This window comes from Flavobacterium branchiarum, assembly GCF_030409845.1.
In the GTDB taxonomy this organism is placed as follows: domain Bacteria; phylum Bacteroidota; class Bacteroidia; order Flavobacteriales; family Flavobacteriaceae; genus Flavobacterium; species Flavobacterium branchiarum.
Map to the genome: position 1 here is coordinate 170,902 of NZ_JAUFQQ010000003.1, position 26,315 is coordinate 197,216.

General features: G+C 38.3%; 38 protein-coding genes. 30 read left to right on the forward strand and 8 right to left on the reverse strand.

Annotated elements, in window-relative coordinates; genetic code table 11:
- Nucleotides 1–397 precede the first annotated feature (397 nt).
- Nucleotides 398–1,195: a S24 family peptidase gene (locus QWY99_RS01080; protein ID WP_290259963.1), complete on the reverse strand. Its 798-nt coding sequence runs from the start codon at nt 1,193–1,195 to the stop codon at nt 398–400.
- A gap of 116 nt (nt 1,196–1,311) precedes the next feature.
- Between QWY99_RS01080 and QWY99_RS01085 the strand changes: the two genes are divergently transcribed.
- The 20 genes from QWY99_RS01085 to QWY99_RS01180 all read left to right on the forward strand — a co-directional run bounded on the left by QWY99_RS01085 (nt 1,312) and on the right by QWY99_RS01180 (nt 12,335).
- A complete protein-coding gene (locus QWY99_RS01085) occupies nt 1,312–1,509 on the forward strand; it encodes a hypothetical protein (RefSeq protein WP_290259965.1) in 198 nt (65 codons plus the stop codon).
- Between the two features lie 24 nt (nt 1,510–1,533).
- Complete coding sequence (locus QWY99_RS01090) at nt 1,534–3,528, forward strand: hypothetical protein (RefSeq protein ID WP_290259967.1); 1,995 nt, start codon at nt 1,534–1,536, stop codon at nt 3,526–3,528.
- A 41-nt stretch (nt 3,529–3,569) separates the two neighbouring features.
- Nucleotides 3,570–4,415 (forward strand): AAA family ATPase, encoded by an 846-nt coding sequence (locus QWY99_RS01095; protein ID WP_290259969.1) that lies wholly within the window; start codon nt 3,570–3,572, stop codon nt 4,413–4,415.
- A complete protein-coding gene (locus QWY99_RS01100) occupies nt 4,415–5,041 on the forward strand; it encodes a P-loop NTPase family protein (RefSeq protein WP_290259971.1) in 627 nt (208 codons plus the stop codon). The genes QWY99_RS01095 and QWY99_RS01100 overlap by 1 nt, the downstream gene beginning before the upstream one ends.
- A gap of 47 nt (nt 5,042–5,088) precedes the next feature.
- Nucleotides 5,089–5,472, forward strand: a complete 384-nt coding sequence (locus tag QWY99_RS01105; protein WP_290259973.1) for a hypothetical protein — start codon at nt 5,089–5,091, stop codon at nt 5,470–5,472.
- A 3-nt stretch (nt 5,473–5,475) separates the two neighbouring features.
- A complete protein-coding gene (locus QWY99_RS01110; protein WP_290259976.1) occupies nt 5,476–5,658 on the forward strand; it encodes a hypothetical protein in 183 nt (60 codons plus the stop codon).
- Nucleotides 5,659–5,924: 266 nt separating this feature from the next.
- Complete coding sequence (locus tag QWY99_RS01115) at nt 5,925–6,623, forward strand: DUF3164 family protein (RefSeq protein ID WP_290259979.1); 699 nt, start codon at nt 5,925–5,927, stop codon at nt 6,621–6,623.
- Complete coding sequence (locus QWY99_RS01120) at nt 6,624–6,830, forward strand: hypothetical protein (RefSeq protein ID WP_290259981.1); 207 nt, start codon at nt 6,624–6,626, stop codon at nt 6,828–6,830.
- A 159-nt stretch (nt 6,831–6,989) separates the two neighbouring features.
- Nucleotides 6,990–7,214, forward strand: coding sequence for a hypothetical protein (locus QWY99_RS01125; protein WP_290259983.1), 225 nt, complete (start codon nt 6,990–6,992; stop codon nt 7,212–7,214).
- Between the two features lie 2 nt (nt 7,215–7,216).
- Complete coding sequence (locus tag QWY99_RS01130; protein ID WP_290259985.1) at nt 7,217–7,702, forward strand: hypothetical protein; 486 nt, start codon at nt 7,217–7,219, stop codon at nt 7,700–7,702.
- Nucleotides 7,703–7,914: 212 nt separating this feature from the next.
- The gene (locus tag QWY99_RS01135) at nt 7,915–8,172 is read left to right on the forward strand and encodes a hypothetical protein (protein WP_290259987.1); all 258 of its coding nucleotides are present in this window, start codon (nt 7,915–7,917) and stop codon (nt 8,170–8,172) included.
- A gap of 2 nt (nt 8,173–8,174) precedes the next feature.
- Nucleotides 8,175–8,513, forward strand: coding sequence for a hypothetical protein (locus tag QWY99_RS01140; protein WP_290259989.1), 339 nt, complete (start codon nt 8,175–8,177; stop codon nt 8,511–8,513).
- A gap of 1 nt (nt 8,514) precedes the next feature.
- Nucleotides 8,515–8,961, forward strand: coding sequence for an LvrA C-terminal domain-related protein (locus tag QWY99_RS01145; protein ID WP_290259992.1), 447 nt, complete (start codon nt 8,515–8,517; stop codon nt 8,959–8,961).
- Nucleotides 8,962–8,989: 28 nt separating this feature from the next.
- Nucleotides 8,990–9,448, forward strand: a complete 459-nt coding sequence (locus tag QWY99_RS01150; protein ID WP_290259994.1) for a hypothetical protein — start codon at nt 8,990–8,992, stop codon at nt 9,446–9,448.
- Between the two features lie 10 nt (nt 9,449–9,458).
- Nucleotides 9,459–9,830: a hypothetical protein gene (locus tag QWY99_RS01155; RefSeq protein ID WP_290259996.1), complete on the forward strand. Its 372-nt coding sequence runs from the start codon at nt 9,459–9,461 to the stop codon at nt 9,828–9,830.
- 214 nt (nt 9,831–10,044) lie between these two features.
- A complete protein-coding gene (locus QWY99_RS01160; RefSeq protein ID WP_290259998.1) occupies nt 10,045–11,007 on the forward strand; it encodes an RNA-directed DNA polymerase in 963 nt (320 codons plus the stop codon).
- Entirely contained in the window at nt 10,994–11,290 is a 297-nt protein-coding gene (locus QWY99_RS01165; protein ID WP_290260000.1) for a DUF8468 domain-containing protein, read from the forward strand. Before QWY99_RS01160 ends, QWY99_RS01165 begins: the two co-directional genes overlap by 14 nt.
- 11 nt (nt 11,291–11,301) lie before the next feature.
- Complete coding sequence (locus QWY99_RS01170) at nt 11,302–11,436, forward strand: hypothetical protein (protein WP_290260002.1); 135 nt, start codon at nt 11,302–11,304, stop codon at nt 11,434–11,436.
- Between the two features lie 36 nt (nt 11,437–11,472).
- The gene (locus QWY99_RS01175) at nt 11,473–11,823 is read left to right on the forward strand and encodes a PH domain-containing protein (protein WP_290260004.1); all 351 of its coding nucleotides are present in this window, start codon (nt 11,473–11,475) and stop codon (nt 11,821–11,823) included.
- Between the two features lie 17 nt (nt 11,824–11,840).
- Nucleotides 11,841–12,335 (forward strand): hypothetical protein, encoded by a 495-nt coding sequence (locus QWY99_RS01180; protein WP_290260006.1) that lies wholly within the window; start codon nt 11,841–11,843, stop codon nt 12,333–12,335.
- Between the two features lie 331 nt (nt 12,336–12,666).
- Here QWY99_RS01180 and QWY99_RS01185 read toward each other — a convergent pair whose 3' ends face one another.
- The 7 genes from QWY99_RS01185 to QWY99_RS01215 form a co-directional block, all read right to left on the reverse strand.
- On the reverse strand, nt 12,667–13,119 hold the full coding sequence (locus QWY99_RS01185) for a hypothetical protein (RefSeq protein WP_290260009.1): 453 nt from the start codon (nt 13,117–13,119) through the stop codon (nt 12,667–12,669).
- The gene (locus QWY99_RS01190; protein ID WP_290260012.1) at nt 13,119–13,661 is read right to left on the reverse strand and encodes a hypothetical protein; all 543 of its coding nucleotides are present in this window, start codon (nt 13,659–13,661) and stop codon (nt 13,119–13,121) included. The genes QWY99_RS01185 and QWY99_RS01190 overlap by 1 nt, the downstream gene beginning before the upstream one ends.
- Nucleotides 13,658–14,323, reverse strand: a complete 666-nt coding sequence (locus QWY99_RS01195; RefSeq protein WP_290260014.1) for a phage head morphogenesis protein — start codon at nt 14,321–14,323, stop codon at nt 13,658–13,660. The genes QWY99_RS01190 and QWY99_RS01195 overlap by 4 nt, the downstream gene beginning before the upstream one ends.
- 212 nt (nt 14,324–14,535) lie before the next feature.
- The gene (locus QWY99_RS01200) at nt 14,536–15,753 is read right to left on the reverse strand and encodes a phage portal protein family protein (RefSeq protein ID WP_290260016.1); all 1,218 of its coding nucleotides are present in this window, start codon (nt 15,751–15,753) and stop codon (nt 14,536–14,538) included.
- A 2-nt stretch (nt 15,754–15,755) separates the two neighbouring features.
- Nucleotides 15,756–16,214 (reverse strand): phage protein Gp36 family protein, encoded by a 459-nt coding sequence (locus tag QWY99_RS01205; protein WP_290260018.1) that lies wholly within the window; start codon nt 16,212–16,214, stop codon nt 15,756–15,758.
- 12 nt (nt 16,215–16,226) lie between these two features.
- Nucleotides 16,227–17,747, reverse strand: coding sequence for a hypothetical protein (locus QWY99_RS01210; protein WP_290260020.1), 1,521 nt, complete (start codon nt 17,745–17,747; stop codon nt 16,227–16,229).
- Complete coding sequence (locus QWY99_RS01215; RefSeq protein ID WP_290260022.1) at nt 17,747–18,301, reverse strand: hypothetical protein; 555 nt, start codon at nt 18,299–18,301, stop codon at nt 17,747–17,749. The genes QWY99_RS01210 and QWY99_RS01215 overlap by 1 nt, the downstream gene beginning before the upstream one ends.
- A 198-nt stretch (nt 18,302–18,499) precedes the next feature.
- Between QWY99_RS01215 and QWY99_RS01220 the strand changes: the two genes are divergently transcribed.
- The 10 genes from QWY99_RS01220 to QWY99_RS01265 all read left to right on the forward strand — a co-directional run bounded on the left by QWY99_RS01220 (nt 18,500) and on the right by QWY99_RS01265 (nt 26,281).
- Entirely contained in the window at nt 18,500–19,486 is a 987-nt protein-coding gene (locus QWY99_RS01220; RefSeq protein ID WP_290260025.1) for an HK97 family phage prohead protease, read from the forward strand.
- 13 nt (nt 19,487–19,499) lie between these two features.
- Entirely contained in the window at nt 19,500–20,414 is a 915-nt protein-coding gene (locus tag QWY99_RS01225) for a hypothetical protein (protein ID WP_290260027.1), read from the forward strand.
- A gap of 67 nt (nt 20,415–20,481) precedes the next feature.
- Nucleotides 20,482–20,766 (forward strand): hypothetical protein, encoded by a 285-nt coding sequence (locus tag QWY99_RS01230; protein WP_290260030.1) that lies wholly within the window; start codon nt 20,482–20,484, stop codon nt 20,764–20,766.
- Nucleotides 20,766–21,278, forward strand: coding sequence for a glycoside hydrolase family 73 protein (locus tag QWY99_RS01235; protein ID WP_290260032.1), 513 nt, complete (start codon nt 20,766–20,768; stop codon nt 21,276–21,278). The genes QWY99_RS01230 and QWY99_RS01235 overlap by 1 nt, the downstream gene beginning before the upstream one ends.
- On the forward strand, nt 21,275–21,751 hold the full coding sequence (locus tag QWY99_RS01240) for a hypothetical protein (protein WP_290260034.1): 477 nt from the start codon (nt 21,275–21,277) through the stop codon (nt 21,749–21,751). The genes QWY99_RS01235 and QWY99_RS01240 overlap by 4 nt, the downstream gene beginning before the upstream one ends.
- A gap of 4 nt (nt 21,752–21,755) precedes the next feature.
- The gene (locus tag QWY99_RS01245; RefSeq protein WP_290260037.1) at nt 21,756–22,166 is read left to right on the forward strand and encodes a hypothetical protein; all 411 of its coding nucleotides are present in this window, start codon (nt 21,756–21,758) and stop codon (nt 22,164–22,166) included.
- On the forward strand, nt 22,166–23,359 hold the full coding sequence (locus QWY99_RS01250; RefSeq protein WP_290260039.1) for a DUF2586 family protein: 1,194 nt from the start codon (nt 22,166–22,168) through the stop codon (nt 23,357–23,359). Before QWY99_RS01245 ends, QWY99_RS01250 begins: the two co-directional genes overlap by 1 nt.
- A gap of 5 nt (nt 23,360–23,364) precedes the next feature.
- Nucleotides 23,365–23,772: a hypothetical protein gene (locus QWY99_RS01255; RefSeq protein ID WP_290260042.1), complete on the forward strand. Its 408-nt coding sequence runs from the start codon at nt 23,365–23,367 to the stop codon at nt 23,770–23,772.
- A gap of 44 nt (nt 23,773–23,816) precedes the next feature.
- On the forward strand, nt 23,817–24,140 hold the full coding sequence (locus QWY99_RS01260) for a hypothetical protein (RefSeq protein WP_290260044.1): 324 nt from the start codon (nt 23,817–23,819) through the stop codon (nt 24,138–24,140).
- A 155-nt stretch (nt 24,141–24,295) separates the two neighbouring features.
- Nucleotides 24,296–26,281 (forward strand): phage tail tape measure protein, encoded by a 1,986-nt coding sequence (locus QWY99_RS01265; protein WP_290260046.1) that lies wholly within the window; start codon nt 24,296–24,298, stop codon nt 26,279–26,281.
- The last annotated feature ends 34 nt before the right edge of the window (nt 26,282–26,315 follow it).

The following is a 26,315-nucleotide window of genomic DNA, read 5'->3' on the forward strand; positions in this document are numbered from 1 at the left end:
ACCAGTACCATTTTTAAACGCTTTAAACGTCGTACTACCATTAACCCGAACAAATATAGCTAAAAGCCCCATTTTATTAGTAAATGGGGCTTATTTTTTACTGTTTAAACACTTTTTAAATGCTTTAAAAGGATCGTTTAAACACTTTGCAATTGGATTAGATCAATAATTTATAAAAATACGATTTATAAGATTGCGGTTACAGTTGCGGTTACAGTTGCGGTTACAAATATTTGTCAATGGGTATCAATTGAAATATATTTAAAACCTAAATAATCAAAAAAAAGTATCAAAAAACGTTTTAAAGACATACTTAATACCTTGTGTAAATATTAATAAAACCAAAAAAATCACTGATTGTCAGTGATTTAATAGGTTATTCCGGTTTAATATGTGCTTATTTTTTTATTTTCCTTTCTAAAAACATGATTTTAGCCTCCAAATCGTTCACTCTTTCGTACAAATCAGATGGATTTGAAAGCTCAAAGGCAAGGTGCATTTTATACTCCCAGACTTCAATTATATCTTTTGGATTAATTTGAAAGTTAGGGTATTCCCTCCTGTTATCACTCTTACAATAAAGACTGCCGTATTTTTCAATTCTATTTAAAACCCTTTTAACCACTATTCCATCACTTTTTGAAATAATAACATACACGCGATCATCCTTTATGTCATTTGCCCAATTTTCAACCCACTGGCCAACAACATAAGATTTATCATGTAGTGTTGGGTACATACTATGCCCGGATATTTGAAACATCCTATAAGTTCCATTTTTGAGATTTGGAAAATTGTATGAAGGCAATTTTTGTATAAACTTAGGATCACCGTACCCAGTTAAATACCCGGCGGCCGCTTTAACTGGTACCAAAACGATATTGTCATTTCCTGTTTTGTCTACAGTAACAACTATAGGCATTACGTCATTATTAGGTTCAGATACAATCAAAGGAACATTTGAGCCTTCTTTATAACTTGATTTAAGTTTCTCCCCTTTATTAAGTAAAAGCCAATCGAAGTTTATTTCGAGTTTATCTGACAATTTAACTATGAAATCAATTTTAGGCAACGTTCCAGTACGGTAATTCCTAATATTAGCCTCATTTGTCCCCATCTCCTTGGCAAACTTCGAGTTATTGTCGAAAAAATATTCGATAGCTATCTCGTTGATTTTTACATTAATATCACTCATAAATATTGAAAACAATAAAATTACTCGAAAAAAGTTTCGATTTTTGTTTTTTAATTCGAAACTTGTTTCGATATTTGCATTAACAAATTGAAATAACCATTTGTAAAATCAAAGATATGAAAAATATTCTCCTACACCCGAAACACAAAAAGAAAATTGCTGAGGAATTCGGAGTTAGTAAACAAACAGTGGACATGAGCCTAAGTTATGTTTTCAATTCCGATAACGCAAAGAAAATCAGATTAAGAGCAAAAGAGTTATTGATGGAAGAGGTGAAGAAAATTGACGATAACGAGAATGATATAGATAAATAGATCTGTTTTTAAAAACTCGAAACTATGTTCGAATACACCCACAATAACATCCTATGCGTACAAGCTTCTTGGATTGTAGAAAACGAAATAATTAGCGAGTCTAACTACAAGCAACTATGTTCCAGAGGTCATCTAAAAAAACTCACTACAGGCGGTAACGGCCGAAAAGCATTAATACAATTCGATACCATGAGATCAGATATAAAAAATAAAGTAATTGAACTAGCTGGCGACCCTTACGCAAAGGTCACTACTATCACATTTACTGATTATATCGAAGACGATCAAAAAGCCTATGAGTTTTTTAGAAATTTCACGCTGGACAACGGCGAAGCATTGCCAGAGAAAAACATTAAAGAATATTGTGCCAATGCCAATATTACTAATGCCATCAACACGATTGTAAATTCAAAATTGGCACAACGTAAAGCGTTGGCAGGTTCAAAAATCAATGTTTGGGACAGAATTACAGAGGTAGTTTCAGAGCTTCCAAAACACACCTATCCGCACTCACTTCCTGCTAACAGTCGTAGGCTTAAAGACAGAGTTAAACAGTACTTAAACGATGGTTACGGTGTATTTATACACAAATCGTTTGGTTCTAAAAATGCCGAAAAAATCAACGACGATGCTAAATCATTTGTCTTGGCTCGTTGGTGTGACCGCGTAAAGCGTGTAGCTAATTACAACCAACTTTTAAAAGAATACAACGCCAAGGCGGAAGAGGAAGATTGGAAGTTATTAAAATCGGAACAATCGCTTATCAATTTCCTCACTGATCCTAAGATTGAACCATTGTGGTACGGTTACCGATTTGGTGAGCTAAAGATGAAAGAAAAATTCACCATGTCATTCAAAACTGCTCTTCCATCTATGCGTGATAGCCTTTGGTATTCAGATGGTACGAAAGTCAATCTTTTCTACCAGGATGCTAATGGAGCTATGAAAACAATAAACGTTTATGAGGTTATGGATGCCTACAGCGAAGTGTTCTTAGGGTATCACATTTCAGAGAAAGAAGATTACGAGGCGGGTTACCAAGCTTTCAAAATGGCGATGCGGGTATCAGAGCACAGACCTTACCAAATTTCGTTTGATAACGGTGCAGGTAACAAGAAGCTTCATTCCGGTGGTTTTTTTGATAAAATCAGCCATTTAGCCATTAAAACACAGCCTTATAATGGTAAATCTAAGACGATTGAGAGTGCCTTTGGACGTTTTCAAACTCAGTTTTTAGCACAATTGCCTAACTATTCCGGTCAAAATATCACATCGAAAAAGGTTTCGAGCCATGCAAATATGGAATTTATTTTGGCAAATACGGATAAACTTCCAACCCTTGAAGAGCTGAAAGCTATTTATAAGAAAAAGCGCAACGAATGGAATCAGGCAACGCACCCAAAGACTGGTAAACCTAGAATCGAAATGTATTTTGAAAGTATCAATCCCGATTCGCCTGAAGTGACACCGTTCCAGATGGTAGACTTCTTTTGGATTGAGAGAAACTTACCGGTTATGTGTCAATCGGGCGGCATTAGCTTCAAAGAAAAGAAAATTCAATACGATTATGTGGTCTATCAACAGAACTCACGAGCTATAGACCAGGAATGGCACATGAGTAATGTAAATCAAAAATTCCATATCAAGTTTGATCCTGACGATATGAGTTTGATTTATCTCTACAAGAAAACACCACTAGGATTGAAGTTTGTAATTGCTGCCGAAACCAAAGTCGAAATACACAGAGGTCAGCAAGAACAGGAAGACTGGGAAGCTCAATTTTACAGAGATCAAATTGAAGCCACTAAGAAAATAAGAATTGCCAATGAGGAGAAAGTTGAGGCTAACCTCGAAAAACACGGAATGACAGCTGACAGTTACGGATATAAAAACCCAAAACTAAAAGGCATCAACTCCAAGCGAGTTAAAAAAGAAAAAACCGACATCGCCCAATTTCAAAAGAAAGTAAGCGAAGCGGTTCTAACGGATGATGCAGAGAGTATCTACGATTTAATGTAAAACGGGTTGCAGCCCAAATTAACCTAATAAAAAACAAAAGTATGACAACTGATTTCAAAAACCAAGTCAAAGAAAAGCTAGTCCTTTTTATAGCTCAAAAAGGTAGTCAAAACAAAGCGGCCAATTCACTAAACGGCGTTTCCTCAGCCTTACTTTCCCAAATCATGAATGACAACTGGGAAAACATTTCAGAAACCATGTGGCGTAATGTGGCTTCACAAATCGGGCACAGCTCTAAAGAATGGGTTTGTGTAGAAACAACAGATTTCAAAATTATCTCTCAATTTCTGAATGATGCCCAACAAAATGCCAATGTTTTTGCCATGACTGGCGATGCAGGTTCCGGTAAGTCTAAGACCTTCGAGCTTTATATCCAAGACAACAAAAATTCGTACTTATTGAGTTGTGCCGAGTATTGGAATCGTAAGGAATTCTTAGTACAACTTCTTACGGAAATGGGGGTTGATTATAGCGGGTTCACGGTTGCCGAAATGATGAACGAGATTGTAAAGAAACTAAAATCACAACAGGACCCGCTTATCATACTAGATGAAGCCGACAAATTACCTGATACCGTGTTGTATTTCTTTATCACCTTATACAACCGACTGGAAGATCATTGCGGAATTGTAATGTGTGCAACGGATCACCTTTCTAAAAGAATCAATAAGGGAATCAAACTCAACCGAAAAGGGTATAAAGAAATCAACTCCCGTATTGGCCGAAAGTTCATAGAACTGAAAGGTGTAAACTATACCGATGTTACACAGATATGTATTGCCAACGGTGTTGAGGATAGTAAATCTATAAAAGAAATATTCAACGATGCTGAAGGCGATTTGAGAAGAGTAAAACGAAAAATTCACGCAGTTAAAAACAGAGTTTAATGGCATTAAAACGAGCCGTTTCGGTTGACGAAATCACAAAAAAGAAGTTCATTGAATTAGAATTACCGCCCGAGTTTGCAAAACTGTTAGGAAAGCCGGAAAGGTCAGGTGTTTGGATTATATGGGGAGAATCATTTAACGGTAAAACGAGTTTCTCCCTGCAACTGGCCAAAGCCTTGACCCAATCAGGCAAGGTGTTTTATAATACACTTGAGGAGGGCGCACGAAAGTCCATGCAGAAAGCGGTGATCTCTCAAAACATGCAGGAAGTAAAACAACGCTTCCTGATAGGCAACCGAGAAAATATCGAACACCTCAAGGAAAGAATGCGAAAAAAGAAGTCGCCCGATATCATTTTCATTGACTCACTGCAGTACACAGGACTAACCAAAAAGGAATATAAACACCTCAAAGAGGAGTTCCACAATAAGCTATTCATTTTTATAAGCCATGCCGATGGCAAGAACCCGGAAGGATCACTTGCCAAGTTTGTAAAATATGATGCTGACGTAAAAATTAGAGTTGAAGGTTACAAGGCCATGTGTTTAAGCCGCCTTGGAGGAGATAAAGAACCCTATGTGATTTGGGAGCAAGGAGCCGCCCAATTTGATATAAAAATAAAATAGCCATGAAACCGTAAGGTTCACGAAAACCAAATTTAGAAAACAACATCATGAGTATTACACAAACAACAACCGCTCAAAAATTACAAATGACTGCCTACGAATATGAACACATGCTTTTTTCTGGGTATGCTCGATGGTGTGAAAGCGTAACCATCAATGAGCGTGAATTTCAAAAGACACTGGCTAATTCCGCTATCAATAAATGGTACCTAATCGAGTATTCAAAATGTGAAAAAGAATTTCAGCAGTTAACCGGAAGGTATGATAATCTAACTGCTTCCGATTATAAAAGATGCTACAACGACTGCACATATCGCATGTTTAATATCCGCCCAACAGCATTGTTACAAGAAGTCAAAAAAACACAAGTCTTTGGAGTTATTAAAATCCAAGGATTGAGAATTCCAAGCTTAACCTTTAACCAAAACTAACCAATGAACCCAGAACAACGAAAAGTCAAGATTGCTGAACTAGAGCAATGTCTAAAAGACAATCCAAACCATGCTAACAGGACCACGATTGAAACTGATTTAAGAAAACTAAAAGAAGAGCAACAAAGCAGAACCTACGAACGCGACACCTTTGATGTTCGAAACCATAATTTTCACAGCCAATGAGCGAAAATATAATTACCCGGCTAGACGATTTACACAGCATATTGCAGTATTGCTCCGACAAACAAAAAGTTGGCAAACCCGAATGTTTTACCACATTAGAGCGCATCTGCATCAATCAGGAGCGGGGCGCATTACTAAGCCAATGCAACGAGGAAAACCGAGAGCACGAAATTAGGTTTTACAGCTGTCCGCCAAAACTGGAAAGCAAAATACGCTTCATTCTCCAAAAAGTAATAGACAACAATTTAATAACCCAATAATTTATCATGAACACAGAAACGCAAGCCCCAGTTGATTTAACAACATTTTCACCAGCACAACTAAAAGCAGCTTTGGCAAAAGTGGAAGCCAAAAAAGAAGACGATCGCACAGCTTATAAAGAATTAGTCGAGCAAACAGTACCTAAAGCCGTATTTAAACTCTGCATGGCATCAGAAGCATTGTCGAATGCCAAAACCGAAGCATTTAAGTACTTCGAAGATATTTTAAAGTTGAAATCGGAAGTTTTCGGTATTAAAGAAAAGCAAATGACACACACTTTTTCGTGTGAGAAAAGCGAGATTACTATTGGGTACCGCATCAATGACGGTTGGGATGATACCGTAAATGCCGGAATCGCCAAAGTGGAGCAATTCATCCAGTCATTAGCTAAAGATGAACCTACGGCAGCATTAGTAAGTATGGTTTTTGGTTTGTTGAAAAAAGATGCCAAAGGAAACTTAAAAGGCAGTCGGGTTTTGGAGTTGCAAAAATTGACCAAAGAGTTCAATAATGAGGAGTTTACCGATGGTGTAGACATCATTTCCAAAGCCTACAAGCCGTTAAAATCGGTTTGGTTTGTCGATGCTTCATTAATTAACGATGATGGATCAAAAACCAGTATTCCGCTATCGTTAAGTGCGGTAGATTTTTCGCAAGGCTACAAATTCGAGTTTTATAATGAATCACCTATAGAAAAGGAATAAATGAACGGTACCATAACCATTATTCCCGTAGAGGATCATCAGCAATATAATGTAAATGGTCATACCGTTTACAAGGACAGCAACGACAACTTTGTTTCAAAAACGGATATGTCAGACAGTGAGCTTAGGGCTTTCCGAAAATACAAGCAATTAGTTATTGATAACCCCAGATTCAAAACACATACTAAAGCAACTTACAAGGTTTAGTTAATTCGGTTTCCTGAGAGTCTTGGAGAATAAAAGCTAGCTGAAAGGGACAATAGGCTTTTTTAAATAGTGATGCAGCCCGCCACCCGTTATGTCAAGGCACCATCACAAGCAGGTTCGAATCCTGCCTCGGGAACAAATATTTAAAACAACAACAAGATGAAAGATAAAGCATTTCATATCAGAGTAAAAGTGACAACTAATAAGACTTTCTATTTAAAAGGAGTTTGTGTTTCAGAAAGCAAAAAGAAGGCAAGTGAATATGTAGTAACCGAAGTTGACAAATGGCTAAGTGCATCAACAAAACAGAACAATAGAAAAATTGAGATTGTCGAATGTAAAGAATTAAGAACGGACTTTTTAATGAGTACCAATAATAAGTAATCATGACAGCAACTAAAGTAAAACCAAAAGAAGTCATAGGCGACGACTTACCCATACTCAAGTGGCAGGTTAACCGGATTATGAAAAACGCCCAATACAAAGTAGACATTAAGGACGAATGGGTACAATGGGTTACTGCCGATGTGAACCGCACCAGCCTGAGATCAATTACACAGGCTGAGGCTAAAAAAGTAATCGTTGCTCAGGAGGGCTTACAGCCATTAAATCAGCCAAAACAACCCTCTGACAATTGGGGCTTATTCGACAATAGCAACCAGCAGCACCGCACCATATTGTCACACATGCGCACCGCTCAATGGACGGTACCCAATGACAAATGGGGCGAAGTTCCAGACCTCGACCGTTTAAGTAACTTTTTAAAGAGCGATAAAAGTCCAGTTAATAAGCCATTAAAAAAGATGGAACCCGAAGAGGTTTCAAAGATTATAGAAGCATTCAAAGGCATAGTAAAATCAATATACAAATGATAAAGAATTTTTTAAACAGAGTTTTCTACAGCATTCAAAACAGATTAACCGACGGCAAAAGCTGCTTTCCAAACGAAACAACATGGAGATAGTTTGCCCCCACGACATCGCTACAATAAGAGTACTGGAAAGCGCGGGAACTTGTGAAACAACAGTACTCGTTTGCACCGAATGTGGCGAACAATTAGAAACTCCAAAAACCGAATGTTAATATGGATATTATAAACCCAACTTTTAAGCCGGCAGAACTCGAAGACAACGGCTTTCAATTGACAGATGAAGCAATGCTTGACGGCGAAGATTACTATAAAACCTATAGTTTAAGTAAAAACGATTCTGATTTAAGTGTTACGCATGAATATGATGCTTGGGGAGACCCAACTAATGAAATAGTTGAGTTCAACAGCACTGCATTGAAAGGCACAAAACCAACGTGGAAAGACCTAAAAACACTAATTGAAATTATGTAATAATGAAAATAGAACTAAAACTTACCGCTGACGAAATCAACTATTTAGAACGTCAAACACTCCTGGTACAAAGCATTGATACCAATCAATTACCAAAAGACAAAAAAGCGGCCTACACCATAATGCTCGATGTGTCCGATAAGCTAATGACAAAAGCCAAACAACTCAATCGAAAAACCGATTTGTTCGACCAGAAAAAGAAACACAAGATCACGCTTAAGTGGCACGAGGCCGAAACCTTGGAGCAATACATAGACGTTTTTAGTTCCTATCAAGACGATCCGTATAAGGCTAATCTTGCCCGAAAGGTAATTATTCAACTCAACCAAAAATTAGCATAGGATGAGCTTGATTAAAACCTACACCGTCAAGATGGAAAATGGCGACATCTGGCAGTTTAAATATAATTTAAAAGGTGTTTTAGTCTTCTTTAATGTAATGGAAGGCGATTTGAGTGATAAACAGGAACAATTTTTATACGTCAACGGAAAGTTCCCCTGGAAAGAAGATTATATCAAGGAATGGACAAAGAAATACAAAAGCATCAAACTTGAAGTTGGTGAGCCGGATTTGTCTTTTAAAGCATTGTGGAATTTGTACGACAATAAAGTGTCCAAGTTTGATGCTGAGAAAGCCTTTAAGAAGCTAAGCGATGCGGATAAAATAAAATGTTTCCTAGCGATACCCGGATACAAGAAGTATTTAGCCAAAAAAGGCACCGGAACGGCTCATTTAGCCACATTCATTAACCGTCAGTATTATAATGACGAATGGAGTAAAGCAGCATAAACAAGTAATTAATTAAACAACAATAAAAATGAGTAAGACAATGCAAATCAATCCGCCACAAGGATTCAAATTTCAATCAGTTGACCAATCGTCAGGAGCTATTAATTTGGTAGAAATACCAAAAGACATCAAAGAGCGAATCAAAACCCTTAATGATGTGATTCGAGAAAATGGGAAGACAGAAGAAGAATTCAGAGAATCATGTGAGGGTCTCGAACCCGACGAAGTTGCCTATAAAATGATCAAGGAAATTGTAAAAGCATTCAATGAAGGTTGGGTACCAGACTGGACAAACAGCAATGAGTATAAATACTATCCTTGGTTCAAGATGGGTTCTCCTTCGGGTGGCGGTTTTTCGGCCGACGTCTACGGTTATTGGATCTCGAGTTCGGCTGTCGGCTCGCGCCTTTGCTACAAGTCCGCTGATTTAGCTAAACATGCTGGACAATTATTTGAGAGTATTTACAAAGATTTTTTAACAGTTTAAAACAATAAAAATGTACACAGAAATTAAAACATTCGAAGACGCTTGCAAGGCTATTAATCTAGAGCCTACGATTATTCCAGATTTTTCATTATTCCCTGAAGCAGACAGACAGGCAATGATTGACCACGCCAAATTAGTGATCATAGCCAAAGCCATAAACGGCGATTGGGTACCGGACTGGAAAGACTGGAGTCAATACAAGTACTATCCTTGGTTCGAGATGGGTTCTCCTTCGGGTGGCGGTTTTTCGTTCATCGGCTGCGGTGGTTGGTACACGGGTTCGGCTGTCGGCTCGCGCCTTTGCTTTGAAACCAGAGACAAGGCAATCTATGCCGGAAAACAATTTGAAGACCTGTACAAAAGCTATTTTGTAAAAGCATAAATAATTAAGGTTGTGTGGTGTCGTTGCTGTAGTTCTCCTTCAGGTGGCAGTTTTTCGTACAACGACTACGATAATTGGAACACGAATTCGAATGTCAGCTCGCACCTGAGCTTAAAATATTAAACACCACAGACCTTGCCAACAGGGCAAAAAATCACAATTTTAATAGGTTCGTTAGTAGAGCAATCGAAAGCGAGCCAATCAAAGCAAAGTAATGAAACGACTCAATAATATATACAGTCAAATCGCCTCCATTGACAATCTAAGGATTGCTGAAGCAAAAGCCCGAAAAGGCAAAGCCCAACAATACGGTGTAAAAATTTTTGACAAAGAACCCGAAAGCAATATTTTTAAACTTCATGAAATGCTTTTGAACAAAGGGTATAAAACCTCAGAATATACAACCTTCACCGTTTATGAACCCAAAGAAAGGCTTGTTTTTCGCCTTCCTTACTTCCCTGACCGAATCACACACCACGCCGTAATGAATGTTCTAGAGCCTATATTTGTAAAGGTTTTTACAAATGACAGTTATGCCTGCATCAAAGGAAAAGGAATACATGCAGCGGCCAATAATATCAAAACAGCATTGCAGGACCAGGAGAATACAAAATACTGTTTGAAGTTGGATATCGTGAAGTTTTACCCTAATGTAGATCATGATATACTAAAAGCGTTACTTAGAAAAAAGTTCAAGGACAATGACCTTCTTTGGCTACTGGATGAAATTATAGACAGTGCCGACGGTTTACCAATCGGCAATTATTTAAGCCAATACTTCGCCAACTTTTACCTCACTTATTTTGATCATTGGATCAAGGAACAAAAGGGAATAAAATATTACTTCAGGTACGCCGATGATATCGTAATACTTTCGAATAACAAACCCCATTTACACGATATTTTATCAGCCATTAAACAGTATTTAAACGATAATTTAAAACTGCGAGTGAAAGATAATTATCAAGTATTCCCGGTTGAAGCTCGCGGGATTGATTTTGTAGGGTACAAGTTTTACCACACGCACACATTACTTCGAAAATCAATCAAAAAAAGATTTGCCAAAGCAGTATCCAAAACAAAAAACAAGGCCACAATAGCCGCTTATAATGGATGGGCAAAACATTGCAACTCCAAACACTTATTAAAAAAATTACTACCCAATGAACAACTTTAAGGATTTCAAAATAAAAGCCGAATTATCCACTTTTACAGGCGATAAGATAAAAGTAGATAGATTATTAAATGCCGAAATATCAGTACTAGCCTATAAGATTGAAGATTCGAAAGTAAAGGCAGGAACAAAGCTCTTAATCCTTCAACTCGAAAAATCGGGCACCAAACATGTTTTATTTACCGGTTCCACAATATTAATGCAAATGATAAAACAAGTTCCTGAAGACAAATTCCCATTCAAAACCATAATAATCAAAGACTCAGAACATTTAGAATTCACTTAAAAACTTAAATTATGAAAGAAATTTGGGAAGATCACCACCGAAAAATGGCAGAAATAGACCGACGCCATAAAATTAGAATGCGAGTTTTGACAACTGCAGCGGTATTACTTTTTATTGCAATGGCTGTTGTCATTTATAAATATTGATTAGATTTGAATCAAATAAAAACTTAAAATGTATATATGGGATTTTTTGACGGTCAATTAGAGAAAATTAAAGTAAGAGCAAAAACAGAAGTTGAAGGTCTACTTTTGAATAACGAAACTATTGAACACTTTTATATTGTTAAAGAGGATTATTGTGCTGTAACAAATAAAAGATTAATATTTGTTGATAATAGCATTTCATCAAAAAAGGCTACTTCAGGAATACCGTTCAATAAAATAAATGTGGTATCATTAAAAAGAGGCGGAACTTTGTCAATTTCCAAAGAGGTTATTGTATTGGTTGGTTCCAAAGAATTCGAAATTGATTTATATAGTGCTGAAGATGCAATTGAAATATTCAAACTAATATCTGAAAGGATAGTTTAAACTAAAATTCTTCAAAAATGAAAAAACTACTCTTACTTACCGCATTATTCATTTGTTCTTTTGCTATTGCACAAAAGACAGATGTTATAAACAGAATGCAGGGAAGCTCCTTAGCTGAAGCTAAAAATCTTGTGAGTGACTTGGTAAGCTTAAATACTGATAAGTATGAATTAGTCAAAGAGAAACCAACGAAAGAGGCTCATCTGTTGTTTTATCTTCCTGCTGGACTTACAGCGGAACAAAAAGAAGAGGCAGCGGTTAACGCTTACGAGAGCGGTATTGTGGTAAGACTTTCTAAACTAGAAAACGGTACTTACAAAGTCCGTGAGTTTTATGCAGAGCCGAAATTGATGTTTTCAATTATCAATGATGTTTTTTATCCTGCTGCTAATTATAATGACTTTGTTGGCGCCACAAAATACCGCAATTATATAGATAGCGATAAGAAGTATAAGTTTTACTTCTATTCCGGGGATTCTCCCAAAAGCAAATATAAATTTTACTCTTATTAAAATAAGAACCCACCAAAACGGTGGGTTTTTTTATGCCTAAAAAATTCGACTTGTTTATAATATGTAAGTTTCCTACTTTTGCTTATATGTCTGTATCCCTAAATCGTAGTATTGGAATTCAAAGGAATAAGCTGTTACGTTACAGGCTTATCAAGGAGTTATACCAAAAACACAAGACCGAGGACATTCCTACAACAGTTGTTTGGCGAAAATACATTTGCCCGGTTTACCCTATTTCACGTACCACACTTTATGAAGTGCTTTGCACGCCCGTAACCTCGGAGCTTAAAAAAATTGAAGACCTAATAAGTATCCAAACAAAATTGTTTGATTAAACATTGGTTACCCCGATGGTATAAGTCACCTCATACTCTTGAATTCCATCATCCCGTTTTACTTTTCTCATGGCCGTGCGCATCATAGCACCGGCAGAACCACCCACAACCACCCCGTGTAACTTAGCGTGAACACTCTTTACAATACCCCAAATTGACCAAGCCTGATCCCTTTGTGTTTGTGGTGCTCTGGCACTGGTATTGGTTAGCTTCAGGCTGGCAATACTGATCACGATGGTACCCGTTGCCATTTGACGGTTTTGGGGTGTTGCCGTTCTGTCTTTTCCAATATCGCTAAATTGCAGGTTTCCAATATCAATTAAAGCCGAAGGAAATTGTGTGGGAGGGTTTGGCGAATAATCGTCCAGTTGCCCCCAGTCTTCATCAACATATTTAAGTGCTGGGATTGTGCTTAAAGTGTCCTGAATGTTTTTTAAAACTACGTCCATTATCGTTTGAGTTTATTAAATATTTCCTTTTCCAATTCTTTCATGTTGCGGTCAACAACCTGCTCAATGCGTTGCCTTACTTGTGGGTGATCGCCTATAAACTGGCGTTGCTTGACTTTCATTTTAGCACCCACTTTTTGCAAGGCTAAGGCTCTCCACGTTTCCGCCTCAGTAGTTAGTCGCTTGTTTCTGTCGTTGTTCCTGGTGTCGCCTTTGGTGGTTTTTGAAACAGCACCGTTTGCCTTGTAGAACATCGCCCAAAAAAAACGCTTCATTTTTTCGGTTACAATAATTTCGCCACCTTCATTCATTAAACTGGCGTGAGGCAATGAACTGCTCCAAGAAATTTCATTATTCGTTTGCTTGGAACGAACGGAACGTCTAGTCTTGCCCGAACGCATCATTAAACTGCCTTTGGCGTTAGGTATTCTTGTGTTTTCCCAAGCTTTGTCAAAGAAAGCCTTTCTCTCAAAATTTTTGTCAAACTCATCGGTTAGCTCGATGCGAACATCAGAAAGAATGTTTTTTATAAAATCTATCATTGCTTTTTCATTTGTTTTTTTACCACAGTTGCACCTACTACTTTTCCATATGGATGCGCCGGAGGAAACACCACTTTTTGCGCACCAGGATTAAAACGGAATATCTCTAAACGGTTCTTGCCGTCCTTGCCTATTTGTGTGGTTGCCGCTTCGCCCGCTTTAATTGACTTTTCACTGTCACTCGTTGGATATTTACCTTTTAAAACTTCTACCGCCGTACAACGGCATTTCCATCCGTTAAGAGGCGTATAATACAGCCAAAAAGGGTCTGACTTTGGTAATGTAATCCCATTTAAAGCAGCGTGCTCTGGACGTACTGCGCCATCGCCTGCAGTCCTGTAATTTAACTCATAACGATCATTATCGGCAAACTCTTCCCATTTGGCCGCCATTTCTGAAGAGCCAACGGCAAACTCATATTCTGCCTCTAAATAATTCTTATTATAAGTAACATTCAGTTTGTCGAATTCGTGCGATAATTGGCTAAAGGGTTTTAAATTACCGTTATCATCCAACAGCAGTTTTGAAGCTTCAAATAATTGTGCATGAGTTTTCAGGCCTCCAAACAAACGGGCATTGTCTTGTAATGCCGTGCGCATGGTGTCCGGTATATCATTGTCGGTAATGGCAAAATTGAAAGCATCGTAAGTTTGGTTAACCAAATCTTTGTACACCTTTTCCGTTTGCAGGTCTTTTGGGGTGTAACTCCCTTTTTTATGCAGGTGTTTAAATGCCTTTTTACCGGTGTTTAATAACTGTTTAAACGAATCACTAATTGACAGGTTTAGTTGATTAACTCTTGCGTTGCAGTCCTCACATCCGCACTCATATAAACTGGTTATACGTGAATGAAACGCCCCGAAATATTCAGGGCTTAAACGAAAAAACGCTCGTAGTCTTCTAAACTTAATTTTGTTCCTGGCGTTGGTGTTGGTTGCACTTTAACGCCAGTAACTTCAATACCAAACGTATCTTTTACCCAAACCGGGTCAACCTCTAAAAAGCTGGCAGCTTCTGTTGTCATCTTCCAAAGTTTGTCTAAATCTTCCGCAGGTGGATAAGCATAAACCACATCGCTCGTAATAACACCCAAAACTTTCAAGGCGGGAATAACAGTCGAGTTCCAAGCCTGTTCAATAATTGATAAGTCGCTATCAATTAAGTCCTGTAAAATCCCAATAGAGGTTTTTTCTTTACTGTTAGAACCGTTTTTGGTGTCCTGACCTACAACGGTTCCGGAGATACCCATTGATAGCTCGTTGTTGCAAAAGCTCATTAAATTTTTGTAAACATCGCCATTTGTGGAAACGCCTTGTGCAAACTCAAAGCTTTCGTTTTCGTCAATGATGAACCAAGCGGCACTACCCATGTCTTTCAACATCTTTTCGCCACGAGAAACCATAGTCCTGTCCTGGGTATTGGTTTTTAATACACGAGGCGGAATACCGTATATTTCACAAAGTTCAGAATAGCAGCTTTGCGAAAACCTTTTAAATAATACGTGGGGAATACAGCCATCGAGTAATCCAAACTCTGTATTGCTTCCAAACTCGATTAACCAGGAACCGTATTCTTTTTGTAAACGATAATCAATAAATTTATCTTCGGTATAGTCTTTGAAAATTCGACCTTTTACAGGTTCAACATTTTGCCTTGGAATTAAATTAAATACCAATTCACCATTAACATAGTCGAATTCTCCAAGAGAATGCGCGTAATAGGTCGTTTGCAAAATAGCCTTGTTGACTTGATAAACGAATTGTTTGTTTTGTAATAAATCGGTTAAATCCTGATCTAAATCGCCTTTCAAATTTTTTATTATAAAAGGCTGAGACAAGCTCTTTAACATCCTGTTGTTGATCTGACTTTGCAAATGTAAATCGACCAATATATTATCTACAAGATTGTAGTATGGGAAACGTTTTGGATTATCAGCATTTTTAAATAGGTTTTTAGCATCAGTATAATTTTTGATGTCTTGCCTAGTTTGCGAAATAGTTTTTGGCGCAATGGTGGGAACATAACTGGTGCCTTGTTTTACTTTCCATGCTCCGGACTTGTCTGCTAATTCAAATAGTGGTACTGTGCTCATAATTAATAATCATGGTTAAATTTGGCGCGTGAACCGGAACTAAAAGGGTTTCGGTCGCTGTTGGTATCGTCAAGGGTAATTCTAGGCAATGAAGTCAATACAACCGTGCCTTTTGATAGTTTGGTAAACCACTCTATAGCTCGGTCGTAGCGTTCTTTGGCTTGCTCATAGATAAAGTCGGCATTGCATAAAGTAGCAATATGAAACTTCGCCAAGGTCAAACAATGTTGTAAAATCAGTGCGTTTCTGTCTAGTCCGGTAGCACTAAAAATCACCTCAGTATCATACAAAATTCGCCCGTCAAGAGCTTCCAGTTTGTTGATATTTGGGGTTAAATAACTTTTGGCCTCTTCCTCGGCCGCCGCCAGAGCTTGTGCGACTAAGTCATCATTACCCTCGGTGATTTGGTCTATTTGGTAGGCATAAATAACACTGCCTAAATCTGCTTTTTCTAAAAACATATTAATGTTGTTTTAATATTTTCGGTTACTTCTTTGCCCAATAACATAGGTGTCTTCTCTTTTTTCAGCTCTGTTTTTTAATAGCCATACACCACCTTCCAGTAAATCGGGGCCATCCATTATTTTGGAACTTTCATCAACTCCTAAAAATTGCTCCTCCATTCTTACCATGTGAGGATTGCTTTTTTCATCTATATTAAAGATCAAATCTCCTGCTGTCCATATAGGTTCAAGGGTTCCTTCGATACGGTTAAATTTGTCTCCTTTTGACCGTCTGTCCAAGGACATTACTAATCTTTTGTTTCGCTCTCTTCCTGTGGTTTGAATCAGCGGCTTTATTACTTGCTCGTAAAAAGGGTCTTGTAAGGAGTTGTTCTCAATCCAGTCCTTATGCACGTCGACACCTTTCCCGTTCACCCATTCCGAGGCATCATATAGATAGCCTACAAAAACAGATTGACGCATATTGTTAAGCCAAATTTTATAGAGATAATATTTGCCTTTGTATAAACCAATAACTCCAACACCTTTTTGAGAAGAGCTGCTTTTATCCTTATTTGAGGTTGCTGGATCAGCATAAGTTAATAGTTGCTCGCAAGCTCTAAGAGGTGGGCATTTCCCCCAAATAACACTTTTGAAAATTTTACCAATCTTGGTTGGATTATTGTAATACTCTTTTTGTTGAGAGCTTAAAGTGATAGGCTTCAAAGCTCTATCAATCATTTCCTCAGTGTTTTTTGTTGGCCAAGTACTTTTGCCGTTTTTGTCACGAATATTTACAATTTCATGCAAGTCGGCTTTTTTACCCATTTCAGTAATACAGCAATATTTTGCAATGATATTACCACAGGCAATTATTAATAATGGGACTGAAATTGACCTAGTAGGAATTAAAGCCTGCTCAATCCATTCGTATTTTTTCTTGATGGTTTCAGGATTACGACAATCAACATCAGTGTCAATGTCATCAATAAGAATCACGTCGGGTCTTGCTGCATCATTACGCGTACCACGCGGTGATTGTCCAGCCCCTAAAGCTCTGAATGAAGCTCCGTTTCTTGTTCTAAATTCGCCTGATTCCCAATTACCAATACTTTCCTGAACTCCATAGTCATTTATCAGTCTATTGTTTACCTCTAGTATCGTTTTGTAAGGCAATAACAACCGTTCGGCATCGTCATAAGTTGCAGAAACAAGTAATACTGTTTTCTTTTTCCCCGTTGTAGTTAAGTACAAAACCTCCATCATAGTTCTGGCGGATTTTGCTAACTCACGAGACCAGGAACGCACTTCGTACCATTCGGGATTATCCAAAGCTCGTTTGGTTGCCTTAATGTGGAATGGTGCAGGTTCCGCAGTATAAAAGTTTGGAAAATAATATTTAAACCATTGTTCCGGGTGCGCTTCCAGATGTTTGATTCTTTTGCCTTTCTCTACCGCAGTTTCGTTCATATCTACAGGAGTTGACTTTCGAGTATTGTCCCGAAACTCCTGCCATTGTGCTAAAGAATCTTTATCGCTTTTACTGCTCATTATTTTTTCATTTTAGAGGTGATAAAAGCGTCGCAATATTCTGTGAGCTGTTTTGAAAAGGCTAAATCTTGACTTCCAATAAACTGGATGAGTTGTTTGGCAACCTCCACGGTTTCGCCAATATTGGTTTCGGTTTCAAGTTTTTTGATTGCACCGGTTATTTTAGAAATAATATCGGCATCTTTTGAATTTGCAAAATTTCCAGACTTTACAGGGTAATCTTTCTCATTGATTTTTGGATATTCCAAGAACTCGCAGCCGTGTTCATCTTTGAGTTTTATTGGTTTTAATAAAAAAACAGGGATGTCGTAAACTATGGGGCGGTTTTCAATCTCTTTGTTTTTAGTTTCCAGCTGCTTGTACAATGCAGTCAGTTGGTTGTCTTTTGTAACCAGCATTGAAGTTTTTAGGGATTCCCAGTTTCCTTCCTTAATCCATTTTCCGATTGTTTTTTCGGTCACATTTAAACGTGTTGCAATTTCCTTTTGTGAGATATTTTCATTCACAAAAAGGATTTTGGCAAAGTCTTTTTCTACCTGTTTTTTAACGCCCATACTACTATTATTTATAGCAAAGTTGAACGAAACTTAAAGGTCAAAAAAATTCCTGTTTACTTGCTTTACAACTGTGTAAGTTCTTTAAACACTAGTGTTCGCGCACTGTGCATTTGTTTTTTTAGGAATTGGTTTCAATACATCTTTGTCATCTCAAAAGGCAACAACTGCCGACAAGAATTTTAAAAAAAATAGCAAATGCCAAGACCGGAATACTTTGTTTTTAATGACGAAAATGTAAAAAACTCATACGGGTTTTACATTAACACATTGGGCATTAAAATGGATCGTTTCAATGACAACCCAGTCATGTTGAATAACCATATAAATTCCAATGAAAATGTTATTGGTAATTGGTCAGATGCTTTAAAAGAAGGCGGATTATTAAAGCTAAAACCCCATTTCGATGAAGAAACGAATCTAGGTAAAGACATCGCCGGGAAAGTAGATCGCGGCATTTTAAAAGGCTGTTCAATGGGAATTATACCCAATTGGGACAGTGTACAAAAAGTGGGCGATCGCTTAATCATGATGGAATGTGAACTCGCAGAGGGTTCTATTGTTCCGGTACCATCCAATAAAGGAGCTACTGCTATTTACAGTATAGATGGCGAACTATTAAAAGAAGAGGACGTAAAATCTCTTTGTTTATCCGTAACCGAGAAACTCGACGGAATCCCCGAAAATTTAAACACAAAATTAGATATGAACAAAATCATTTTAAGCGTAGCTGCACTTATGGCTTTAGGCTATAAAGACCAGCCAAAAGACGGTCTTGACGTTGCAGATGTAGAAGCCAAATTATTGGGGCTTTCTAACCAAGTAACCTCTTTAACCAACGAAAACAACGGTTTGAAATTGGCGGCTGAAACTGCCAAGGAGGCACAAGACGCAGCGATAAAATTAGCAGCTACCCAAAAGGTAGACTTGGCTATTACACAGGGCAAAATCCCTGCAGATAAAAAAGAAGCATTCGTGCAATTAGGGATCAGTTCTCCTGAAGTATTGCAAACGACTTTAGACTCTATTCCTGCCAAACAAAACTTTGGGGCGGGTGTTACGGTTCCGGGTGGAAACGGAGCTGCTGTAGTTGCAACTATGGATGAGTTTGAAAAACTTTCCCATACCGAAAAATTAAGCTTCAAGGAAACCAACCCAGAGGCATACAAAAAATTGTTTAACTAATAAGTAAAATACTATGCCAGCAGCATTTCCAGAAATGTGGGAGTCAAGAGTAAGAACTCTACTCCAAGATGAGCAACTCGCTCTATGGTTAGATGGTATACCAGAAATAGACACTCAAGTTCTTGAGGTTGGTTCTGGTGCAGCATCTGAATCAAACATCATTCATATTCCAATTACCACTTTTAGACCGGGTGTATTGATCAACAATACCACTTATCCGCTTGCTTTGGTAGCTTATGATGATACCAGTATGACTATTCAATTGGATAAGTATCAAACTAATCCAACTTCTCTAACTGATGACCAAGCTAATGGTGCCAGTTATGCACAAATTGACTCTGTAACTAAATCACATCGTGATGATATTACTGAAGGCAAATTTGCAAAAGCAATTCACTCCCTTGCGCCACAAACAACTGTTGCCGGGTCTACATTCGTAATCCAATGTACAGGTGATGAAGTTACCGCCGGTGGTCGTAGAAAAATGCTTTGGAAAGACCTTGTTACGGCAAGACGTTCTATGGATGCCGCCAAGTGCAAGAAAAAAGGAAGACGTTTGGTATTGTGTTCAGATCACGAAAATGATTTGCTTGAGGACAACTCTAACAAATATGCTGACAAATTAGCCGATTATTTATCGGGGAACATCAAAGGTATGTTGGCAGGGTTTGAAATGTACCAAAACATTGACAATCCAATGTACACGGCTGCGGGTGCTAAATTAGCTTGGGGAGCAGTACCAGGAGCGACAGATAGAAACGCAACTGTGATTTTCCATCCAGAGAATATTGTAAAGAAAACAGGTTTTACGAAACAATATTTTTCAGGCTCTGCAGGTGCGCCTAGAACTCAACAAAACGAGTATGCATTGCGCCACTATTTCATTGCAGTTCCTGTAATGGCTAAATACGCCGGAGCAATCATTTAGAAATTAAATTTCAGATCATAAACAAAAGGCTACTGCAATATGTAGTAGCCTTTTTTTAAACTCAATTATGGAGCAATTTGTATACCTAACATTAGCCGCTTTTTTCTCAGCATTAATAACCTATCTATTTTCTAAGCGAAAAAATTTGGCTGAAGATAGAGCCGCAGAATTAGACAATGCCGTCAATGCGGTTAAATATTACAGAGAATTACTTGACGACATGGCTATGCGATTGTCAGCAGCAACCGAAACTATAAAAACGATGGAAGCGCAACACCGTGAGTTAATGGGAATCAATCAGCACTTAGTTGAGGAATTACAAAAGTTCAAACAATTAAACGGTAAGGCCTAATGAAAAAGCAAGACTTTGTGAATAAGTTTTACCCGTCTGCAAAGGCGTCTCAAAACAAAACAGGGATTCCGGCTTTAGCTAATTTGGCACAAGCAGCGGTTGAAAGTGCTTGGGGTGAAGTTTGTCCTGGTAACATGCTTTTTGGGGTTAAAGATACCGACGGCATCAATGGCAATGAGCAATTGCTTGTTACTACAGAATATTCGAAAAGTGCTAATACTAAGTTTCCAAATATTATATCGGTTACACCGGTAGTTAGAAATGGTCAAAAGTGGTTTAAATACAAGATAAAAGACTATTTCAGAAAATACAACACACTAGAAGATTGCTTTACTGATCACGCCCAGTTTTTCATCAAAAACAAGCGTTACGCCAAAGCTCTCTTAGTTAAACACAACACTTATCTATTTATAGATGAAATAGCGAAAGCGGGTTATGCAACTGATCCCAATTACGCGAAATTATTAAGAGGAATTGCTAAAGATTTAGAAAAATACATCCCTAAAACATGAAAAATTTAAAACACATTGTGTTGTTGTTTTTTTCTCTCATGGTACTGGCTTCCTGCTCAAGCTCGAAGCCCGCCATGACCGAAAACAAAACACAGATTATTACCCTAAAGGAAACGGTACGCGATACTGTTTTCAGAATTGAAAAAGACAGCAGCTCATACCTGGCATTATTGGAATGCCAAAACGGTAAGGTTGCTATAAAAAATGTTATTCAAGCCGAACCAGGGCGCACATTAAAAAGCCCAAAGGTTCGGTTAGATAGCAACCAGTTAAAGATAGACTGTGAAGCCCGAGCGCAAGAGTTACTGGCTCATTATATCAATACACATCAAACCAGTGACACGGTGGTTAAGGTACCATTTGAAGTAAATAAACTCAGTTGGTGGCAACAAACCCAAATAAAACTATTTCGAATCTATGCCATTATCACGCTGCTTTTGGCGGTTTGGCTCTTTGTAAAATCTAAAATATAAAATCATGCACAAAATTTTTGAATCGAATCCAGACTTAAAAAAAGCCTTCATCACTTCAGATGGAACGCCTTTCTATCAAGAAAACGACGCTAAAAATCACGCCAAAACTTTGAAGGATAAAACAGTTGAACCTGTTTATAACGAAAAGGAATTACAGGTGGTGGATGCGGAGGACTTGACTGAAGCTGAAAAAGAAATGGCAGCCTTTGAAGCTGATGAGGCCGCAAAAGAGGCAAAAGCCGAGTTGGACAAAGCGTTAGCCGAATTTGACCCGGAAACAACAAAATACCCAGAAGCAGTGAAATTGTTCAAGGCTTTGGGATTGGAGTCAGAAAATGCCAAACAAGACACAATCTATCCTTTGTTAGTTGCTGCTAAGGCAAGCGCACAAGAAGGAGCTAATACTCAAGTATAATGGGAAAACCAAAAGTAAGTATAGGATTTGAAAACGGCAACCTTGGGGTTGTCGCTACAAGTCCGGACGGAATTTGCTCCATTGTAGCAAGTGCCACCGCTAACGGAACTTTTGCTTTAAATACTGTTTATACAGTGTTTAATTTGAAAGAAGCCGAAACACTAGGCATTATTGCCAGTGTTGAAAATTACGAGCTTCATAAAACTATTAAAGAGTTTTATGCTGAGGCTGGTGATGGTACCGAGCTTTGGATTTATGGCGTTGCCAAAACCAAAACCTTGGACGAATTAGTTACTGCAAGTGAGATACCATTGACAGCATCAAACAGACGAATTCGTTTTGTCTTGTGTAAATATGCACCAAGTGTTGCTGAAGTAGAAACCGAAAACGGTTTGCGTGAAGGTTTTGCATCCACATTAGCAGCAGCTCAAACAATTGCTGAAGATTTTACCACAAATAAAATCCATCCTGTTGTATTTGTTATCGAAGGGTATAATTATACAGGCGTTCCGGGTGATTTAGAGGGGTTTTCGGAAACCACTTTTAACCGTGTAGCGGTTTTAATTGGAGATACTGAAAAAAGAACCGGAGCAACTGCTTCAAAAGGTGCTGCAGTAGGTGTTTTGGGTGGTCGCATCGCTAAGAATCAAGTACACGTCAACGTTGGTCGTGTGAAATCTGGTGCTTTGAAACCTTTAGAGTTCTTTGTCCTGGACACGCCAGTCGAGCAAGTGAATATTGATGCCTTGTATGATAAAGGATTTATTACGCTTTGTACGCATGTCGGAAAATCAGGCTACTATTTTGTAGACGATCATTTGGCCTGTACTGTTGAGGATGATTACCACTTTTTGACTCGCAGACGTGTAATTGATAAAGCTTTTGTTTTGGCTAATGCGACTTTGACCAACTACATTCTGGATGATTTCAATTTGTTGGATGGCGGGAAACTGTCCCCAATTGATGCAAGAACTATTGAGGCAGAACTTGAAAGGGTAATTGCGCAAGAAATGAGTGCTAAAGGTGAATTGTCAGTAGATGTTACCAAGGCAAATGATTCAGGAGTACAAGCATTAGTTGATACAACTAACAATGTAGCTACTACTGGAATCATTCAGGGAAAAGTGAAAGTAAAACCAAAAGGCTACGGTAGATATTTAGAGTTTACCATTGGCTATAATCTTAATTCTTAAAAGATATGTTTGATACTAGAGAATACGAGTGGGCTGATATCACGGTCATTTTTGGTGGGGTTGATTTATTGACTATCCGCGCTGTAAAATGCAAAAAGAAACGTGAAAAAGAGCCTATTTATGCCAAAGGTCGAGAGCCTTTTGCCATGCAATCGGGTAATTCATCTTATGAAGGTGAATTAGAGCTTTTGAAGTCGGGTTATGATGCTTTAGAAGATGCAGCCGGCGGAAACATTCTGGATATAAAAGTAGATATGTTGATATCCTACGGTAATCCATCTTCGGGCGATGTTATGCGTACCAAACGAATTTCAGGAGTAAGCATTACTGAAGCTGAGGAAGCTGCTAAACAAGGCGATAAATTCATGCCGGTAACCTTACCATTCTTAGCATTAGGGATGAAAAATGTATAATCAATGATCCCGAGCAATCGGGATTATTTTAATAAAAACAACAAATGAACACAGCAGAAAACACTATTGCCATATCGGCACATACAGCAACTCCAGAGCAAATTGCAGAATGGAAAGCACAACACGGCGAATTTTTTGGAATCGTAATCGAGGACAAAGTTTGCTATTTAAAAAAACCTGATCGTAAGGCTTTGAGCTTTGCTTCGCAAGTCGGTTCCGACCCAATGAAGTTTAATGAAGTAATTCTAAAAAACTGTTGGCTTGGAGGTGATCCAGAGATATTAACAGACGATAGTTTATTTCTTGCAGCCTCTTCAAAACTTGACCAGGTAATTGAATTTAAAAAGGCGGAGCTGGTAAAGTACTAGAGTCATCAGTAGTTGATGAAAACGACTGGTTACGCATCACAAACGCCCAATTGCGCTATTATATGAGTATAGGCAATCCTGATGACTTATCAGATGAAGAATGGGGACAGCGATATAAAGAACTGGAATACATACGAAAAAAAGAAAACACTTAAATGAGCAATACCTTATCCTATATCATTCAGATTAATGAAAACTTTGATAAGGTAAATTCCTCATTTAATAAGTTTCAGTCTAACGTTCATAGCGGAATTGACAGAGTACAAAGGCAGTTAAACGGTTTGCGCTTAAACAATCTAATCCAAAACATTAGTTCAGCAGCAGACGGTTTAAACTCTTTGAATGATCCTGGACTAAAGCTAAGTTCTAGCCTTAGTGATCTTTCGGCAATAACCGGAGTAACTGGGGATAAATTAAAAGAAATTGAGGGATATGCCAGACAAAACGCTAATACTTTTGGAGGTGCTGCTTCCGAAAGTGCGGAATCGTACAAGCTTATACTTTCGCAGTTGACACCTGAAATTGCCAAAGTTCCATCGGCTTTAAAAGCAATGGGTAAAGAGGCATCGGTTACGAGCAAGTTAATGGGCGGCGATACAGCTGCAGCAACAAGTGTTCTTACTACTGCAATGAATCAGTATCAGGTTTCTATGGCTGATCCTATTAAGGCATCCAAAGAAATGGCTAAGATGAACAATGTTATGGCTGCCTCTGCTAAAGAAGGTTCTGCTGAACTGCCTCAGATTGCCCAAGCCTTAGAACAGTCTGGACTGGCTGCAAAAACTGCAAATGTCTCTTTTGAAGAAACAAATGCCTTTATCCAGGTACTTGATAAAAATGGTAAAAAAGGTGCTGAAGGCGGAGTTGCTTTACGTAACGTAATGGCAACATTAGCGCAAGGTCGTTTTTTACCAAAAGATGTTAAAACAGAATTAAGAGCAGCGGGTGTTGATATTAATAGGCTTACCGATAATTCAATTTCATTGTCTGAGCGATTAAAACCCTTAAAGGGAATAATGACCGACCAGGCTTTAGTTACTAAGCTCTTTGGAAAAGAAAATAGCAATGCGGCTATTGCCATGATTGCCGGAATTACCGAAGCGGAAAGGCTAACAATAGCGGTTACCGGTACAAATACAGCTTACGAGCAAGCAGCTATTATAATGGAGTCACCATTGGAAAAAAACAAAAGACTCCAGGCGCAAATTGATGATTTTAAAATAACACTATTTAACGGAACCAATGGCTTAATGGGTTATGCATCTGTTCTTGGGCAAACTGCACATGACTTTGCTAATCTAATGCCTATTATGTCCGGTGCCGGTAAAGTGTTTTCAACTTTAACCAGTGCGACAAAATTACAGGCTTTATGGACGGGAATTGTTTCAGGAGCTACAAGCGTGTGGACTGGTGTACAAATGGCATTCAATGCAGTAATGGCAATGAATCCAATTGTTTGGATTGTTATAGGGGTTATGGCATTGGTTGCCGCAATAGCTTGGGTGGCTACTTCAACCACTGGTTGGGGTAATGCTTGGAAGCATACCATCACAGGTGCAAAATTAATCTTCACTGCTTATGTAGAACTGGTGAAGGCTCAATTTAACACCGTGGTAAACGGGATTATGATTGGGATAAACAAGATACAGATTGCCTGGTACAAGTTTAAAAATATGGCAGGACTTGGAGATAAAGGAGCTAATAATGCCGAAATATCCAAGCTTAATGCCGAGGTGGAAGCGCGTAAGGCCTCCATAAAGGGCGGGTATCAAAAAGCGGCTTCGACAGCGGTAGCAGCAGGAGCAGAATTTAAAGCGGCCTTTGATTCGGTAAAATGGAAAAAGGAAAGCAAAAAAGGTGAATCTGGTATTACTGATCCTGGACTAGTTGGAACGGATTTAGGTAAAGGCGGCGCAAGTGGTTCTGGAGCCGGTGGAGGTTCTGCCAGTGCTAAAAAATCAAACGAGGCGGTTGCAACTGGAGGTACTAAACACACTTATGTCACAATCAACTTAAAAGAATTAATAGGCATAAAAACAGAAAGCATAAGCGGTGGAAAAGACACAGCTAACAAAGCTGGTAATGAAGTTGCTGACGAATTAATGAGGTTGTTGGCAATGGCTACAACGGCAGGAGGATAACCCCTCGACTACGCTCGGGATGACAAAATAAAGA